The organism is Ignavibacteriales bacterium (genome assembly GCA_016214905.1).
In the GTDB taxonomy this organism is placed as follows: Bacteria; Bacteroidota; Ignavibacteria; order UBA10030; family SZUA-254; genus PNNN01.
In genome coordinates this window covers 29,882-46,354 of sequence record JACRMQ010000007.1, presented here as the reverse complement: position 1 = coordinate 46,354, position 16,473 = coordinate 29,882, and the positions used below count along the sequence as shown (strand labels likewise).

General features: G+C 42.2%; 16 protein-coding genes. 9 read left to right on the top strand and 7 right to left on the bottom strand.

What is annotated here, in order from left to right:
• Positions 1–95 precede the first annotated feature (95 nt).
• The 7 genes from HZB59_07495 to rodA all read left to right on the top strand — a co-directional run bounded on the left by HZB59_07495 (position 96) and on the right by rodA (position 7,904).
• Positions 96–731: a phosphoribosylglycinamide formyltransferase gene (locus HZB59_07495; GenBank protein ID MBI5021260.1), complete on the top strand. Its 636-nt coding sequence runs from the start codon at positions 96–98 to the stop codon at positions 729–731.
• A gap of 121 nt (positions 732–852) precedes the next feature.
• The gene (gene purH / locus HZB59_07490) at positions 853–2,403 is read left to right on the top strand and encodes a bifunctional phosphoribosylaminoimidazolecarboxamide formyltransferase/IMP cyclohydrolase (GenBank protein ID MBI5021259.1); all 1,551 of its coding nucleotides are present in this window, start codon (positions 853–855) and stop codon (positions 2,401–2,403) included.
• Positions 2,404–2,454: 51 nt separating this feature from the next.
• Positions 2,455–3,480 carry a rod shape-determining protein gene (locus HZB59_07485; GenBank protein MBI5021258.1) on the top strand — a complete coding sequence of 342 codons (1,026 nt, stop codon included), beginning with the start codon at positions 2,455–2,457 and terminating at the stop codon, positions 3,478–3,480.
• A 64-nt stretch (positions 3,481–3,544) separates the two neighbouring features.
• Positions 3,545–4,378, top strand: coding sequence for a rod shape-determining protein MreC (mreC, locus tag HZB59_07480; protein MBI5021257.1), 834 nt, complete (start codon positions 3,545–3,547; stop codon positions 4,376–4,378).
• Positions 4,378–4,863, top strand: a complete 486-nt coding sequence (gene mreD / locus HZB59_07475) for a rod shape-determining protein MreD (GenBank protein ID MBI5021256.1) — start codon at positions 4,378–4,380, stop codon at positions 4,861–4,863. The genes mreC and mreD overlap by 1 nt, the downstream gene beginning before the upstream one ends.
• Position 4,864: 1 nt before the next feature.
• Positions 4,865–6,682 carry a penicillin-binding protein 2 gene (mrdA, locus tag HZB59_07470; GenBank protein MBI5021255.1) on the top strand — a complete coding sequence of 606 codons (1,818 nt, stop codon included), beginning with the start codon at positions 4,865–4,867 and terminating at the stop codon, positions 6,680–6,682.
• A 1-nt stretch (position 6,683) separates the two neighbouring features.
• Positions 6,684–7,904, top strand: coding sequence for a rod shape-determining protein RodA (gene rodA / locus HZB59_07465; GenBank protein ID MBI5021254.1), 1,221 nt, complete (start codon positions 6,684–6,686; stop codon positions 7,902–7,904).
• A 15-nt stretch (positions 7,905–7,919) separates the two neighbouring features.
• On the opposite strand, the gene HZB59_07460 is transcribed toward rodA, so the two are convergent.
• The 6 genes from HZB59_07460 to HZB59_07435 are packed head-to-tail and all read right to left on the bottom strand — an operon-like array spanning position 7,920 to position 13,244.
• Positions 7,920–8,732 carry a phosphatase PAP2 family protein gene (locus tag HZB59_07460; GenBank protein MBI5021253.1) on the bottom strand — a complete coding sequence of 271 codons (813 nt, stop codon included), beginning with the start codon at positions 8,730–8,732 and terminating at the stop codon, positions 7,920–7,922.
• Positions 8,729–9,487: a hypothetical protein gene (locus HZB59_07455; GenBank protein MBI5021252.1), complete on the bottom strand. Its 759-nt coding sequence runs from the start codon at positions 9,485–9,487 to the stop codon at positions 8,729–8,731. The genes HZB59_07460 and HZB59_07455 overlap by 4 nt, the downstream gene beginning before the upstream one ends.
• Before the next feature lie 28 nt (positions 9,488–9,515).
• Complete coding sequence (locus HZB59_07450; protein MBI5021251.1) at positions 9,516–11,141, bottom strand: CTP synthase; 1,626 nt, start codon at positions 11,139–11,141, stop codon at positions 9,516–9,518.
• Positions 11,142–11,149: 8 nt separating this feature from the next.
• The gene (locus HZB59_07445; GenBank protein ID MBI5021250.1) at positions 11,150–11,773 is read right to left on the bottom strand and encodes a DUF502 domain-containing protein; all 624 of its coding nucleotides are present in this window, start codon (positions 11,771–11,773) and stop codon (positions 11,150–11,152) included.
• Entirely contained in the window at positions 11,773–12,540 is a 768-nt protein-coding gene (kdsB, locus tag HZB59_07440; protein ID MBI5021249.1) for a 3-deoxy-manno-octulosonate cytidylyltransferase, read from the bottom strand. The genes HZB59_07445 and kdsB overlap by 1 nt, the downstream gene beginning before the upstream one ends.
• Positions 12,537–13,244 (bottom strand): 1-acyl-sn-glycerol-3-phosphate acyltransferase, encoded by a 708-nt coding sequence (locus tag HZB59_07435; GenBank protein MBI5021248.1) that lies wholly within the window; start codon positions 13,242–13,244, stop codon positions 12,537–12,539. Before HZB59_07435 ends, kdsB begins: the two co-directional genes overlap by 4 nt.
• Before the next feature lie 423 nt (positions 13,245–13,667).
• Between HZB59_07435 and HZB59_07430 the strand changes: the two genes are divergently transcribed.
• Entirely contained in the window at positions 13,668–13,814 is a 147-nt protein-coding gene (locus tag HZB59_07430) for a hypothetical protein (GenBank protein ID MBI5021247.1), read from the top strand.
• A 351-nt stretch (positions 13,815–14,165) separates the two neighbouring features.
• Here HZB59_07430 and HZB59_07425 read toward each other — a convergent pair whose 3' ends face one another.
• Positions 14,166–14,786: a hypothetical protein gene (locus HZB59_07425; GenBank protein MBI5021246.1), complete on the bottom strand. Its 621-nt coding sequence runs from the start codon at positions 14,784–14,786 to the stop codon at positions 14,166–14,168.
• A 766-nt stretch (positions 14,787–15,552) separates the two neighbouring features.
• On the opposite strand from HZB59_07425, the gene HZB59_07420 reads away from it, so the two are divergent.
• Positions 15,553–16,371: a PEGA domain-containing protein gene (locus HZB59_07420; protein ID MBI5021245.1), complete on the top strand. Its 819-nt coding sequence runs from the start codon at positions 15,553–15,555 to the stop codon at positions 16,369–16,371.
• Positions 16,372–16,473: the final 102 nt, after the last annotated feature.

The following is a 16,473-nucleotide window of genomic DNA, read 5'->3' as shown; positions in this document are numbered from 1 at the left end:
ATTTAACAATATCTCATCTGTTACCCGCTTTACCTGCTTATTGATTATTCTCAAGATTATGCGTAAATTTGGAAGGAAATTTTAGTTTATCAACAGTGCCGGACAAATTGAATATCGCAATCTTCGCTTCTGGGAATGGCTCTAACTTCAGAGCGATTCAAGAGGCAATCAGCGGCGGTAAAATCCGGAATGCACAAATTGCACTTGTTATCAGCAATAATTCCAGTGCAGGCGCATTAGAGATTGCACGCGGTTTCAAAATTCCGGCTGTGCACATAAGCCGAGCGCAGTATAATTCTGATGATGAATTAAATGCCACGTTGATCGGTGCGCTGGCGAAGCACCATATAAACTTTATTGCGCTTGCGGGATATATGAAAAAAATAGACGCGAGTATAGTTGGCGCTTTTCGTAATCGTATTGTAAATATTCATCCGGCGTTACTGCCGAAATTCGGCGGCAGCGGAATGTTCGGATTGCATGTTCACGAAGCGGTACTGGCGGCAAAGGAAAATATTTCGGGTGCAACGGTTCACATCGTCGATGAAGAATTCGATCACGGAATGATTGTGCTGCAAAAAACAGTTGCGGTCGAACCGTCCGACACTGCTGAAACGTTAGCCGCAAGAATTCTAAAACTCGAACACGAAATTTATCCTGAAGCAATCGGTTTGTTTGCTGAAGGTAAAATAAAAATCATTGATCAAAAAATAATTATAAACAACGTCTGAAATAAATAAGATAAAATGTCACGCTGAGCATGTCGAAGCGTGACAAAGAAACCACACGTCATGGTTCGACAAGCTCACCATGACTTATTAAATTATTTTCAGGTTTTTAATATTGCAAAAAATGGACTCAATTCAAATTAAACGGGCTTTAATAAGTGTTTCGGAGAAAACCGGACTGGTTGATTTCGCGAAACAACTTCGAAAATTTAATGTTGAAATAATTTCAACCGGCGGTACATTAAATCACCTGCGTGATGCGGGTGTAGATGCGGTTTCGATCAGCGATGTAACCGGGTTCCCGGAAATATTAGACGGAAGAGTGAAAACGCTTCACCCGAAAATTCATGCCGGCCTTCTCGCTGTTCTTGATAATAAAAATCATCAGGAGCAGTTGAAAGAATTAAATATTGCTTCGATAGATATGGTTGTCGTTAATCTGTATCCCTTTGAAAAAACAATTTCGAAAGCGGACGTTACATTAGATGAAGCGATAGAACAGATAGATATCGGCGGACCATCTATACTTCGAGCGGCAGCGAAGAATTATAAATTTAAAACGGTTGTATCAGATCCATCGCAGTATAAATTTGTTCTTGATGAACTTGAAAAAAATGGCGGCGCGGTTTCGGGAGAAACCAGATTCGGTTTAGCGAAAAATGTTTTTACGCGAACTGCACATTATGATTCGGCTATATCGAACTATCTAAACGGTTTGAATGGAAATAAATCTGTCGCATTGCCGGAAAAGTTTTCAGTATCGGTCACGAAAAAAGAAGATTTGCGGTATGGCGAAAACCCACACCAGCAAGCGGCGTTGTATGGTGATTTCGACCTGTATTTTAAGAAAATTCACGGAAAAGAATTATCTTATAATAATATCGTCGATATTCAGGCAGCGGTTGAACTTTTGGATGAATTTGAAGAACCGACTGTTGTAATAATAAAGCACACGAATCCGTGCGGCGTTGGATCAGGAAAGAGTTTAGCCGAGGCATACGAAAAAGCATTCGCAACAGATCAGAAATCGGCGTTTGGTGGAATTGTAGCCGTAAACCGGAAATTAGATATTGAAGCGGCGCAAATTATAGATAAGATTTTTACGGAAGTAATAATTGCACCGGAATTTGAAAACGGCGTGCTAGATTTCTTGATGAAGAAAAAAGACCGCCGGTTAATTCATCAAATAAAATCTTCGAAGAATGAAAACCGGCTGATGATCAAACCGGTTGTAGGCGGATTGCTTATTCAAACGGCAGACGATATTTTAATCGACAGTGAAAAAATGAAAGTGGTTACCAAAAGATCGCCGACTGTTGAAGAAAATAAAGCTATGATGTTCGGTTGGCGGGTTGCGAAACATGTGAAATCGAATGCAATTGTTTACGCGAAAGCTGATAGAACAATCGGAGTTGGTGCCGGACAAATGTCGCGTTTTGATTCTTCACGGATTGCAGTGATGAAAGCGCAGGAAGCCGGACTTGATTTGAAAGCCACGGCGGTAGCATCAGATGCTTTTTTCCCGTTTGCCGATGGTTTATTGGAAGCTGTAAAAGCAGGCGCCACGGCAGTTATACAACCGGGCGGATCGGTACGAGACGCGGAAGTTATAAAAGTCGCAGATGAAAATAATATTGCAATGATTTTTACAGGTATCAGACATTTTAAACATTAAGAACGTTAATTCAATCATAACATTTCAATTTTCTAATTAAAAGAAATTACCATGGGCTTGTTCTCGTTTTTCTCGGCAGACTTAGCAATCGATCTCGGCACCGCCAACACTCTTGTTTACATGAAAGGGAAAGGGATCGTACTGAATGAACCATCCATTGTTGCGTTCGATCGCAATACAAAACGCATAGTTGCCATTGGTAACGAAGCGCAGGAAATGTTAGGGCGAACTCACCGCGACATTCGAACCATCCGTCCGATGAGAGACGGAGTTATAGCCGATTTCGAGATTGCCGAAGGCATGTTGAGAGAGTTCATTAAAAAAGTTCACTCGAACTGGCTGCCGAGCAGAAGAATTGTAGTTTGCATACCGAGCGGTGTAACGGAAGTTGAAAAGCGTGCCGTCCGCGACGCGGCTGAACATGCCGGCGCAAAAGAAGTGCACCTTATTGCGGAGCCGATGGCATCAGCGATAGGAATAGGACTTGATGTTGATGCGCCCGCAGGGAACATGGTTGTTGACATCGGCGGTGGTACAACCGAGATAGCGGTCATTGCTTTATCAGGTATAGTCAACGAAGAATCAATCCGTATTGCGGGTGATGAAATGAATAACGCGATCATTCAATTCTTCAAAAAAAATCACAACATATTAATAGGTGAGCGAACTGCTGAAGCGATTAAATGCGAAGTCGGTTCCGCAATGCCATTAAAAGAAGAAGTTACAATTCAGGTAAAGGGCCGCGATTTAGTAAACGGCATACCGAAAACCACCGAGGCAAGCTCCGTTGAAATACGTGAATGTTTGCACGAATCGGTTCAGCAGATTGTCGATGGAATAAAACTCACCTTAGAAAGAACTCCACCGGAATTATCAGCCGATATACTTGACCGGGGGATAATGCTATCGGGCGGCGGTGCGTTGCTAAAAGGACTTGATGAACGTATACGTCTCGAAACAAATTTGCCAGTGCACGTTGCCGAAGATCCTCTTACTGCAGTTGTCCGGGGAACCGGAAAAGTTCTTGAACATCTGAGCCATTACAGTAAAGTTTTGGTGAAGAGCAGGAGATATTGAATTTACAGGAAAGAGTGCAGGGATGAAAAATTCTCAGCTCTATGCTCAAAGCCCTATGCTATAAATGCAAAGATTAGTCGACATACTGCTTGCCTTCAAAGAATATGTAGTTCTCACATTTCTTATAGTTGTTTCCATAATTCTTCTGAATTCAAACGATAATTCACAGATACGGGCCATTCGTTCGTACACGGTAGGATTTTTTGGCGTGACACAAGATTTCATTTCTATCGTGCCGAATGTGTTCGCCTTAAAAAGAGAAAATGAAATTTTGCGTCAACTTAGCGTAAATTTATCGGATGAGGTTAATAGATTGCGTGAAGCCCGTTTGGAAAATATGCGATTGCGTGAAATAATCGGATTGAAGGAAAAAACCATTTTCAAACTTGTAGCCGGAGAAATTGTCGGGAAGAATATTCACCTTTTACGCAATACAATCACACTTAATATCGGTGAAGCGGATGGAGCAAAACCGGACATGGCGATAATTTCGGAACATGGTTTAGTCGGCAAACTAATCGCGGCGAGCGATCATTATTCAGTCGGACAGATTATGTTGAATAAAGATTTCCGATCAAGTGCCAAGATTCAGCGCAACAGAGTTGACGGCATAATTTCGTGGAGCGGCGGAGAAATTGTAAACTTGGAAAATATTTCAAAGATGCAGGATGTAAAAGAAGGTGATGTTGTAACAACATCGGAATACAGCACGATATTTCCACCCGATGTGAAAATTGGATATGTATCGAAGGTGAGCGATCAGCCGGGGAGTTTATTTAAAAACATTGAAGTGACTCCGAGCGTTGAATTTTCTTCACTTGAGCAGGTATTCGTTGTTATAGCAAGTGTCGATTCGGAACGTGTGGCTCTTGAAAATAAAATCGCTAGAAAAAAATAATGGGAAAACATCTAAAATATTTATTCTTCTCATTTATACTGATGAACATACAGACGTACATCTCGCAGTTGATTTCGCTTCGTGATATTGCGCCCGATCTTTTACTTATCTGGCTTGTCTATATTGCGATCAAAGAAGGACAACTGACAGGAACAATCTGGGGTTTTATAATCGGCTTAATGTTCGATCTATCTACAGGAAGTTTTACGGGTCTCGCTGCCATGTCGAAAACGATTGCGGGTTTTACTGCGGGGTATTTTTTTGACGAGAACAGAGCGCACCTCATACTCGGAAGTTACCGTTTTGTTCTGATAGTTTTATTCGTTTCTTTAATACACAATACTATATACTTCATCATATTAACACGCGGCAGTGAGATTGGATTGCTGAAGGCAATATTCCAGATCGGACTTGCAACCAATTTCTATACATCGGCGGTGGCGCTATTGCCAATGTTAGTTTTCGGCAGAAAATACATATCATAACATGTCAGAGTTCAACGATATCTTTCCCAGAAAATTTGTTATTTTCGGCGCGATCGGATTTGTGTTCATATTATTTTTATTGCGGCTTATTCAACTTCAAGTTTTATACGGTGATGTGTACGGAAAAAAATCTGAAGAGAACAGTATCAGGCAAATCGCGCGAGACCCAATCAGGGGAATGGTTTTTGATAGAACAGGTATTCTTCTAGTCGATAACCGGCCATCTTACACTGTCGCCGTAACTCCATCTGAATTTAAATGGTCAAACATATCATATCTGGCATCGATCTTATCAATTGATACGATAACTCTTCGTGAAAAAATTGAGAAGGGAATAAGGTATAATCGATTTGCCCCTGTTAAAGTAAAAAGGGATATCGATTTTCCGACGTTATCCGCTTTGGAAGAGAACAAGGAAAAACTTCCCGGTGTCGATTATCAGGTTGAATCGAAAAGATTTTATCCCACGGGCGCGAAAGCTCCGCACCTCTTCGGATATACGAAAGAAATTTCAGATCAGCAATTGATGGAGGTGGGGAACGACTACCGTCCGGGTGATAACATCGGAGCTACAGGGCTCGAGGCAGCATACGAACGATACCTTCGAGGTCAAAAAGGATTCGAACTTATCACGGTGAATGCTTTCGGTCAGTTGCTCGGCAGATATAACGACGGGATGAACGATATTCCCGTGCGAGAGGGGAATGATCTTTTCTTAGCCATAGACGCGAAAACTCAAGCACTCGCCGAATCGCTGATGGCAGACAAACGCGGCGCGGTAGTTGCGATAGATCCATCGAATGGTGGTGTCATTGCATTCGTAAGTAAACCCGATTATGATCTAACTAAATTCGGGAGCGTAACGCCGGTTGATGTATGGAAAGCTTTTAACACGGACGAAAGTAAACCGTTGTTTAACCGCGCATCACTAACAAGATATCCTCCCGGTTCAACATTCAAGATGGTATTGGCTGCGGCGGCTTTGGAAGAAGAAGTTATCGATTTGAATTGGCGCGTAAACTGTCGTGGTTCTTACACTTTCGGTTCACGTGTATTTCACGATCTTCACGTACATGGCTCAACAAATGTGGTTGAAGCAATTCAAAAATCATGCAATGTGTTTTTTTATCAACTGATGTTGAAAACCGGATTTGAAAAGTGGACAAGGTACGGACAAGAATTCGGATTCGGTTCATCCACCGGTATCGATATACTTGAGGAAAATCCCGGATTACTTCCATCGAATGAGGTTTTCGATAAAATGTACGGTAAAGGAAGATGGACTCAGGGTTATCTTTTAAGTCTGTCGATCGGGCAGGGTGAACTTGGGGTTTCCCCGATTCAGATGGCAAACTATGCGGCATCCATCGCGAACATGGGATTCTATCATTCACCTCATGCAGTTCAAAAAATTTTGGATAAACAAACAAAACAGTCACAAGAAATTTTACCACAAACCCGCAGCTTTACTTTATCGGCTAACACATGGAAACTGATAAGAGAAGGAATGTATAAATGCGTTAATGAAGAAGGTGGAACCGGACAATCGGCGAAAGTTCAGAATGCATCGGTATGTGGTAAAACCGGAACGGCTCAAAACCCACACGGTAAAGATCACGCGTGGTTCGTAGGTTTTGCGCCGAAAGATAATCCTAAAATTGCGATTTGCGTCCTCGTTGAGAATGCGGGTTATGGAGGCGCGTTTGCCGCACCGATAGCAGGACTTTGCATCGAGCAATATCTCTACGGTGAACTAATCAGAGAAAAACCGCTGCGCTCGATTTCAAATCTAATTCTTATGAATCAGGAAGATCAATAAAATGGTCGATCTTTGGTATAAAGAAAATACCGATTTTAAAACTATCATGCCGGTTATATTATTACTGTTGTTGGGTATAATGTCGGTTTACAGCGCAACCTACGATGCGGGCGCATCGGTTTATTTCAATCGTCAATTAATTTGGGCTGCGGTTGGTTTCGCCCTGATGATTACTATCATGTTCATTCCGTTCCGCACGTTGCAAATGCTTTCATTTCCTCTTTATGGATTGTCGGTTATCTTTTTAATCGTGGTTCTGGTTATGGGAAAAATTGTTGCCGGATCAAAAAGCTGGTTCGGCATAGGAGGATACGGTTTACAACCTTCCGAGATGGTTAAAGTTACAACTATACTCGCTCTGGCTGCATTTCTGTCGGAGCGACAGGTGAATTTGGCAAGATGGAAAAATGTAGCTATCGCGTTCGGATTTGTTTTATTGCCGGTGATCTTAATCGTATTGCAACCGGATGTTGGCACTGCGTTGGTTTATTTAGGAATGTTGGTGGTCATAATCTATTGGGCAGGGGCTACAAATTTTCTGATGATTCTACTGATTGCCCCGGTCGCGGCGGCTGTGGCAACTTTGTTCGGAACAACGGCATTCCTGATTGTTATCGCAACAACATTCATTCTCCTGTTTATTTTAAGGCAGAACTGGCTTTTTTCCGCGATGGTTTTTTCGTTCACTGTTTTAATGGGAGTATCGGTTCAATATATTTTCGGTAAGCTTGCCCCGCATCAGCAAAAACGTATTTTAACATTTCTGAATCCAGACGCGGATCCGCTTGGCGCAGGATATAATGTCATTCAATCAAAGATCGCCATCGGCTCGGGCGGATTTTTCGGCAAAGGATTTTTACAGGGATCGCAAACACAGTTGAATTTTCTACCTGCTCAGTGGACAGATTTTATTTACTGCGTACCGAGTGAAGAGTTCGGATTTATTGGAGCGTTTGCCATACTCTTGTTTCTTACGTTGATTTTATTTCGAGGTGTTCAAATTGCTTCGATGGTTAAAAGTAAATACGCAAGCTTGGTAGCGATCGGAATTGTAGCCGCACTTGGCACTCACACCGTCATCAATATCGGCATGTCGATGGGCGTCATGCCGGTGGTTGGGGTTCCGCTTCCGTTTATGAGTTACGGTGGATCTAATCTTCTTACGAATATGATAATGGCAGGTTTACTCTTAAATATGTACGCGAACAGGAAAGAATATTAGTCCCGCGCAATTCTTCTACCATTTATAAATGACAGTCAACCTTCCACCATCTTTTAAATATGATGTTGATAATTCAACATTATTTTGGTTTGATTTATGAACTGCGGGGATTACATACCCGATGATGGCTCCCACCGCCGCGCCGGTTATGATATCGGTTGGGAAATGATAACCCGCATCATATCTCAAATAACCTATTGTACCCGCCATAAGGATAGAACCACCCCACACGTAAGTTCTCCACCGTGATGATGGAAAGTATTCATCATAAACTGTTGAAATAAAAACAGCCGATGCGAATGCCCATGTTGTGTGTCCCGAAAAAAATGAATCACGGGCATCGGCAGTCAACTTTTCTGCGAGCGGTACTTTCGGATTATAAACGAAAGGGCGTACACGTTCGAAACTTTTCTTCGCGATCTGCGGAATAATTGTGGCGAAGAGAGCCGTTTCAAAATACATCATCGACAATGTTTGCCAATCGTGCCGTGTTTCTCTTTTTAGCATGAAAACTGATGGGAGTGCAATTGAAGCAGCTACTAAAACATCGCTCGCATCATTTGCACTCAGTGAATAATTGAAAGTCGCAGCCCTGTCGAATCTGTTGATCGATGATCTGTCAATCCCCCCAATTTGCACAGTGTTAAGTGGTTCAGTATTATCGTGCATAAAGAAATAAATACCGCTTAAAGCCAGACCACCTCCGATAATGGATGCTTCTTTAGTGAATGTAAGTTTGTAATGTGATTGTCCCGATGCGCTGCCAATCGCAATCAAGAAGAATAAAATTAAACAAAAAATATAATCAATTATTTTTCGCGGTATCATATTATTTTATCGAATAAAAAATTAAACGGTTCTTCGGTTAATACAAGCACGAGTGAGTTGAATATATTTTCGTGATGAGGTTGTGGAAGTATCAGGTAATCGCGAACCGAAACGCGTTTAAAGCGCAATACTTTTGCGTTATGTGCGCAACCGAGAAATTTTGCAGTGTCGGATAATTTCCGGTTGTATTGTTCTGCCGGGGAGCGATCACGATGATTGTATACGATGACCGATTTTCCTTTTTTATAGTATGCTTCTATCTCGTGCATGAAAGAATATTTAACAGCGCGTGATTCGCTGATCGATGCAGATGCCGGTGCAATGCCGTTATCCGGATCGAGAAAAATTATATCGGCTTTATGCAGTACGTGTATCGATCGGTCGAACCACCCTGCACGATTCGCTCGTGATACATGCTTTGAACCGTTACGCTCCGGCAACGGATCGGAATAAAATATTGTATTCGAGGGAACGATGCGGCTATTCTCTATCGTTTTAATCGATCTTCGATTAGTATTTATTACCTCTGATAGCTGATCATATAATAAAAAATCGCATTGAATGTATTTTGACCGATGCTTGTTGGTCGGCGACAAATATGATATATGCCTGCCATCAGTTGAATGTGGTTCATAGGCGGTGCAATAGTACCAGTTGACACCCAATCGAACTCCCGGACCTGCGATGTTATGAATTTTCTTCAGAAGAATATATTTACCGAAATCGCCAACATCACCTGAATATTTATCCTGCATCGTTTAGGAGAAAGAAATTAGCGCTTGATTATGTTGATTTCTTTTTTAAATCAAATTCTACCGCGGTTTTTACGAAATCACGGAAAAGAGGGTGTGCATTCGTTGCGCGCGATTTCAACTCGGGGTGGAATTGGCCTGCCACGAACCAGGGATGATCGGGCAGTTCGATTATTTCGATAAGATTATTAGTCGGACAAGTGCCGCTGAAAATCATTCCGTTTTTCGAAAGAATATTTTTAAAAGCATCGTTCACTTCATAGCGGTGACGATGACGCTCGTTAATCTGATCTTTCTTATACGCCTTGTACGCTTTTGTTCCCTTTGATATCGTGCACGGATACGAACCCAGCCGCATTGTGCCGCCGTAGGCGGTTACTTTCTTTTGTTCCAGCATCAAATCAATCACATTCTGCTCGGTTTGTTTGAACTCGGTGCTGTGCGCTTTAGCCAGGCCGCAAACATTTCTCGCGAATTCAATCACGGCACATTGCAAGCCGAGGCAAATTCCAAAGAATGGAATTTTATTTTCACGCACATATTTTATCGCCGCTATCTTACCCTCTATGCCTCTTTCTCCGAAACCCGGTGCAACCAATAATCCCGAAAATTCTTTCAAATATTTTTCCGCGTTTTCTTTTTCAATATCTTCGGCTCTCACCCAGGAAAGTTTTACTTTAACGCGATTGGCGGCGCTGGCATGAACGAACGCTTCTGATATACTCTTGTAAGCATCCTGATGTTCGGTGTATTTACCGCACACGGCAATGCTGATTTCTTTTTTCGAGCTTTTTACATTGCCGACAAAATTTTTCCAGTCCTTCAAATTCGGTTTCGGACAAGTAAGATCGAGTTTTTCCAGCACAATTTCATCAACCTCTTCATCGGCGAACTGGAGCGGCACTTCGTAAATTGTCGACGCATCGTGCGCGTCCACAACCGATTCCACGTCAACGTTTGTGAAGAGGGCGATTTTTTCTTTTACATCTTTTGTTAAGGGTGCCTCCGAGCGGCAGATCAGCATATCGGGTTGAATGCCGATTTCGAGTAACGATTTTACGCTATGCTGTGTCGGCTTGGTCTTTATTTCGCCGGCATGTTTTATATAAGGGACGAGTGTAACGTGAGCGCAAAGTGTGTTCGATTTTCCTTTGGAAAACATGAATTGCCGCATTGCCTCGAGGAACGGTAAGCTTTCGATGTCGCCAACTGTTCCGCCGATTTCGGTGATGATAACATCGTATTGTCCGGTTTTGGCAAGCGCTTCAAAACGTTTTTTTATTTCATCAGTTATGTGCGGTATCACCTGAACGGTAGCTCCAAGATAATCGCCGCGCCTTTCTTTCATTATGACCTCATGATAAATTTGACCCGTAGTAGCGTTATTATCTTTGGTCATATTTACATCAAGAAATCGTTCATAATGACCGAGGTCTAAATCGGTCTCCGCGCCGTCATCCGTTACATAAACTTCACCGTGCTGGTACGGATTCATAGTTCCGGGGTCGACGTTTAGATAAGGATCAAACTTCTGAATCGTTACACGCAATCCGCGCGACTTCAATAACAGGCCGATGGATGATGCGGCAATTCCTTTTCCGAGCGAGGAAATTACACCTCCCGTGATAAAAATATATTTTACTTTATTTCGTGCCATAAATTTTCTCATGTTTTAATTTTAAGATTTCCGGTTGTAACAATACCGCCCGAAAGTACAAACTTTAAACCTTCTTCAATTGTCATATCAACAACTCTAACATTTTTGCGCGGAACCAGAACAAGAAATCCGGATGTAGGATTCGGTGGATTGGGTATGTAAACCGAGATCAATTCATCCTGCGACTGATGTTCGTGAACGGAAATTTCGTTCGTTACAAAACCGATTGTATGTAAACCTGAACGGGGATATTCAATCATTACCACTTCTTTAAAAGAACGCCCCTTCTTTCCCGGCTGAAGGGCGTTAATGATATCTTTCATTGCAGTGTAGATTGTTCGAGCAAGCGGTACAGTTGAAATTAATTTTTCCATCGATCTGAAAATAGTCCGAGCGATTAAATTGCGCGACAAACCGCCGACTATCAGAATCAAAACTATCATCGTGATAAAACCAATGCCGGGAATGTGCCGCTCAAATATTTTATCGAAAACTGGCGATGCGATTCCGTCTACCGCGGTGAATAAAATATTCAACACCATGAATGTAATCACCAACGGCACAATGACCACAAGTCCTCTTCCGAATGCGGCGCGGAAAATTGTCCAAAACGTTTTTTTCTCGGTGTCCATCACTTACTTCCCTTTTTATTTTCCAAAATAGCCCTAACGCGATCCGCATCCGAAGGCGTATCAACGGCAATGCTGTCGAGTTCTGTTATCGTGGCTTTTATTTTAAAGCCGTTCTCTAATATGCGAAGCTGTTCCAATTGTTCAGCTTTCTCGTATGGTGTTTCATTCCAGTTTGAATATTGCAAAAGAAAATCGCGCCGAAAAACATATATACCCAAATGTTTGTAATAAATGTGACTGAGCTGCCATTCTTTAGATTCTGTTGCTCCGCGAAAATATGGTATCGGTGAACGTGAAAAATATAATCCGAAATTTTTATTATCAAGCACGGCTTTTACAACACTCGGATTAAAAAGTTCTTCGGAAGATGTAATCGGTTTAACAACAGTGCCGACATTGATTGAACTATCGCTTAGCAGGGGTCGAATCGCTTCGTCCAGAATTTTCGGAGGAATCAACGGTTCATCTCCCTGAACATTCACGATTATATCGGCGTCTTTCAAATCTTTCGCTACATAGGCAATACGGTCGCTGCCCGACTTCAGATAGGTCGGAGTCATAATCACTTCTCCGAATTTACTCACCACAGATGCAATATCCGTATGATCGGTTGCAACAATTACTCGTTTAATGAGTGAAGATTGTTTAACCTGTTCATACACTCTTTGAATCATCGGCTTGCCGCACAAATCGATTAACGGCTTGGCAGGCAATCTGGTGGAAGCGTAACGTGCGGGGATTATAGCAACGATGTTCGGATTGATCACTCTTTTAAATTCCTTTCGATTGCGGCGCGCACTTCGTCGCGCAATTTTAATTCGGCTTCTTTACCTTCGTTCTCAACCGGATTTATCGGTGATGAAAGAACGAGAGTGATTGTTCCCGGTCTTATGCGGAACGAATGTTTCGGCAATATTTTATAACTTCCGTTTATCGCAACAGGTACAATCGGCACACCTGCCCGCATCGCGAGATTGAATGGACCGCGTTTGAATTGCTGAAGTTTTCCGTCTGCCGAGCGCGTTCCCTCGCCGAATAAAAGCACCGATGCTCCATTCCGTATTTTGTTTGCCGCATCTTCCAAACTTTGAACGGCGTCTTGCCCTCTGCCGCGGTCTATCCCGATATATGTTTTACCGTATTTCAATCCCCATCCGAAAATCGGTATCTTCTCAAGCTCTTTCTTGTAAACAATTCGAATCTGATCGGGGATACCGGCTACAACAGCCGGAATATCGAACTGGCTCGCATGATTTGAAACATAAATATAACTGCGCGAGAAATCCACATTCTCTTTTCCTTCAACTATAACCTTCACTCCGCAAACCTTCAAAGTTCCGTAAGCCCAGAACCTTGCTAAAGCATGAAATAATTTCCCTGTGCGGTGAAACGGCGTGATAATGAGTTCCAGCGTGGCAACGAACGCTGTATTTAAAATGGCAAACAATATTTTCAGTAGCGATAAAATCATTATTCTTGACGAAAAAACGAATGGGAATGACAGATAAGATTACAGGTAAATATTCCGGTTAGAAGAGAGTACTGCGCCTCGGAAGAGAACCGTTTATATCGTAATCTCATCGGTGCGCAACGCTCCTGTTATATTTTTCTACATCGTGGTTTGCTCAAATTACGAAAAGAGCGGGTGAAAAGCAAAACCGCTAAAAAGCAGCCATCAATCTTTTTATTGGGAAAGGCGTGTCCTGAGCGGAGCGAAGGAGGGAGACTGAAAAGGGGGTCGATTGGGTAATGTTTTACATAGAAAAAAATTGTTGTTGTGCTCGACCCCTTTTGTGTTTCCCCCTCATCGAGGGGGAAAAGAAAATCAAAGTTAATTTGAGTGCCACTGTTTTTGTCCCCCTTGGTAAGGGGGACGATAGGGGGTCGAACTGGAGTGAACCTTACTAACCTTACATCATCAAAAATATTTTACTATCCACAATTAAATTCACCTGTACCGCTATCAAGAATACTTGAACACGCGATTCTTGTTCAGGAAGATGATATTCTGAAAGCGGCGCTTAAACTAGCCGCTTTTTAATCTGTTTGCAAGTTGAATATTGACCCCTTTTGTGTTTCCCCCTCATCGAGGGGGAAAGAAAACCTTGGGGAATCAAAACATTTGAACCCTCCGAAGGTTGATTTGATTATACAACAGCAATCTTCGGTGGTTTGACATGTCAGTTATCAATCTCCCCCTTGAGAAGGGGGAGATTACAGAGGGGGTCAAATAAAACGTGTTGAAAATATCTCCGACATTTTTTTCCGATCAGCTAAATCAAATGTCGGACATTTACGTAAGTCTACCTCGTCAGCATAATTTTACAACCCTCTCGTCCCCTCCCCGCGGCGGCAGGCAAGCTTGCGAAGGAGGGGAGTGAGGGAAGATCAATTATTTCGCAAACACCACACGCGATTCGTTCGACCAGTTACCCACTTCATCATCGCCAACAAGATAACGGATGCGATACATGCGTACCTCGGGAACGCCGGGCGATAAACAGGCGCGTTCATCATCGTAAGGCGAACGCGTATCTTTGCCTATTGTTGTATATTCGGTTTCGGTGCCGCGTTTCGATTGTACAACAATGCCGTCGGAATATCCTTTGGTCCAATCGAGACGTACCTTATCGGGCAGTATTGTGGTTTGGAATTCGGGCGTCGAAAGATCGGTTGGCACATCGATGCCTTCCGCTGCCACTATACCAAGATCTTCGCCGATTGCTTGAGTGTAACTGCTTTTGCGCTTGGTGATAATAACAGTATCGCGGACATGTTTTTTAACATCTGCCAAAGTTGCCTCCTTCGCTTCAACAGATGAGGCAACAGACGTCTTCTTGGTTTGCACATCGGCAAGTTTCGCGCGGAGCGCTGTAAGATCGTTTTGGGCTTGCGTAAACACCGCATCTTCGAAGCCAAGCGTTAATGCGTGTGTTTCTAACTTTGCCGCAAAGTTTTCAAGCCAGACAACAAATTGTGAATCGGATCGTGGTAAATAATCTCGTGTGGGCATGACAATACCCTCCTATATTAATTGTAAATATGTAATGTTAGTTAATCCACCCAGAGATGTTATGCTTCCCTTTCCACGGTGGGAGATTATTTTCGCAGTAGTGGTGTCTCCAATTAACGGCGTGGGTTTCCCATCAGGCAAAATACAGTGCGCACCTCCCGTGCGGGTAAACGCAGATTGTATCGGGGTAATTATCGCCGTCACCGTACACTCCCCAAACAGAAAGTGCAAGTGGGCACTTTCCAAATGCGAGTTCGCAGATTGAAAGTGCAACTCCCCGAATTGAAAGTGCGAACCTGCAGATTCCACCGCATAGTCCCGCATTCTAAGGGCGGAGTCCCGGATTGAATTTGGGGAGTTGCAGATATAAAGTGCGAGGTTACAAATTGAATCTGGAAAGTGTACGGCGGCGCGATAACCCGTGCATATTGAAAGTGGGGAGTCCCTGATTGAATCCGGGGACTTGCAGACAGTAAGTGCGAACTTACAGATTGGAAGCGGGGAGTCCCCGATTGAATGTGTAAACCGTATTTTCCCTTAAAAACGTTCATTTTAAGCATTATTGCAATAAATAAACTTAAACACCGCTTATGTACAGGCGGCGCCTTTTATTGGGAGACGGTTATGCAGATATGGTAATATAAAAAAATGAAAATGTCAAGCAGATAGAAGTTTTTTTGCTTGACTATTAGACGGATGTTTTATAATTTACGTATCACGATTTTGACGGGTAGAAAGACGGGAACTTACGCATAAGGAAATTACAATGAACAAAAACTCTCAATGGATCATAATAACAGTTGTTGTTACCGTTATGTTATTTTCCGGATGCGCAACAATATTTAAAGGTTCAACAGAAAAAGTTGATATTTCTTCTGAACCGGGTGGTGCAAAAATCTACGTCAATGGTAACTTGATGGGTAAAACTCCATTACAAATAAAATTGCAATCTGCCAAGACCTATTACTTCGAATTCGCCAAAGAAGGTTATGAAAAGAGAACTGTAATTGTAACTAATTCAGTTGGGGCAGGTTGGATTGTTCTGGATGTAATATTTGGTTTATTTCCAGTTGTAATTGACGCAGCGACAGGGTGTTGGTACTCGCTTGATGATAATAACGTCCGTGCAGTTCTCGAACAGCAAAACAATAGTCCGGTTTATGAAAATAGATCACAATTGTCCGATACTCTATCCTCGTTGTCGTCACATGAGGTGAAACGCATAGCTGAAAATACACCTCTATTGTCAGACACTCTCAAAGATAATCCAACGGAAGAAGTACCGTCGAGATTTATTATAACAATTGAAGCAAATGAAACGAAGGCACTATTAGACGAGCTTGCTACTATTAAATATGAAGTCGGTTACAAGATCGCAAATAATATCAGCGAAGAAGTTTTAACGCTTTCATTTAAAGGTATATTTGGTATATCAAAAAACATAAGTGGTCCTTTTGAAGCTACTTCAGTTAATATATTGAAGATGGATGAGTTTTATATTCAAATTAAATCGGATTTATTTTATCGGGTAGTAATCGAAAAGAAATTGCGAGAAAAAGTTATACTTAACTTTACTATTATTTAAACTATGAAGATACAACCTATAACAGATCTTGTATTTTCCCGCTTTCAGCTGTCGTGGGAAATTCTGACAAAAAGCGTTTCACGACAGTTAGGAAAACTCAAA

What these genes read in the sequence shown, in the direction of transcription:
- mrdA (MBI5021255.1), top strand. Translation starts at nt 4,865, where the DNA reads ATGTCAGAGTTCAACGATATCTTTCCCAGAAAATTTGTTATTTTCGGC.
- HZB59_07445 (MBI5021250.1), bottom strand. Translation starts at nt 11,773, where the DNA reads ATGGACACCGAGAAAAAAACGTTTTGGACAATTTTCCGCGCCGCATTC.
- HZB59_07420 (MBI5021245.1), top strand. Translation starts at nt 15,553, where the DNA reads ATGAACAAAAACTCTCAATGGATCATAATAACAGTTGTTGTTACCGTT.
- purH (MBI5021259.1), top strand. Translation starts at nt 853, where the DNA reads ATGGACTCAATTCAAATTAAACGGGCTTTAATAAGTGTTTCGGAGAAA.
- HZB59_07455 (MBI5021252.1), bottom strand. Translation starts at nt 9,487, where the DNA reads ATGCAGGATAAATATTCAGGTGATGTTGGCGATTTCGGTAAATATATT.
- HZB59_07450 (MBI5021251.1), bottom strand. Translation starts at nt 11,141, where the DNA reads ATGGCACGAAATAAAGTAAAATATATTTTTATCACGGGAGGTGTAATT.
- mreC (MBI5021257.1), top strand. Translation starts at nt 3,545, where the DNA reads ATGCAAAGATTAGTCGACATACTGCTTGCCTTCAAAGAATATGTAGTT.
- HZB59_07485 (MBI5021258.1), top strand. Translation starts at nt 2,455, where the DNA reads ATGGGCTTGTTCTCGTTTTTCTCGGCAGACTTAGCAATCGATCTCGGC.
- mreD (MBI5021256.1), top strand. Translation starts at nt 4,378, where the DNA reads ATGGGAAAACATCTAAAATATTTATTCTTCTCATTTATACTGATGAAC.
- HZB59_07460 (MBI5021253.1), bottom strand. Translation starts at nt 8,732, where the DNA reads ATGATACCGCGAAAAATAATTGATTATATTTTTTGTTTAATTTTATTC.
- HZB59_07425 (MBI5021246.1), bottom strand. Translation starts at nt 14,786, where the DNA reads ATGCCCACACGAGATTATTTACCACGATCCGATTCACAATTTGTTGTC.
- rodA (MBI5021254.1), top strand. Translation starts at nt 6,684, where the DNA reads ATGGTCGATCTTTGGTATAAAGAAAATACCGATTTTAAAACTATCATG.
- HZB59_07435 (MBI5021248.1), bottom strand. Translation starts at nt 13,244, where the DNA reads ATGATTTTATCGCTACTGAAAATATTGTTTGCCATTTTAAATACAGCG.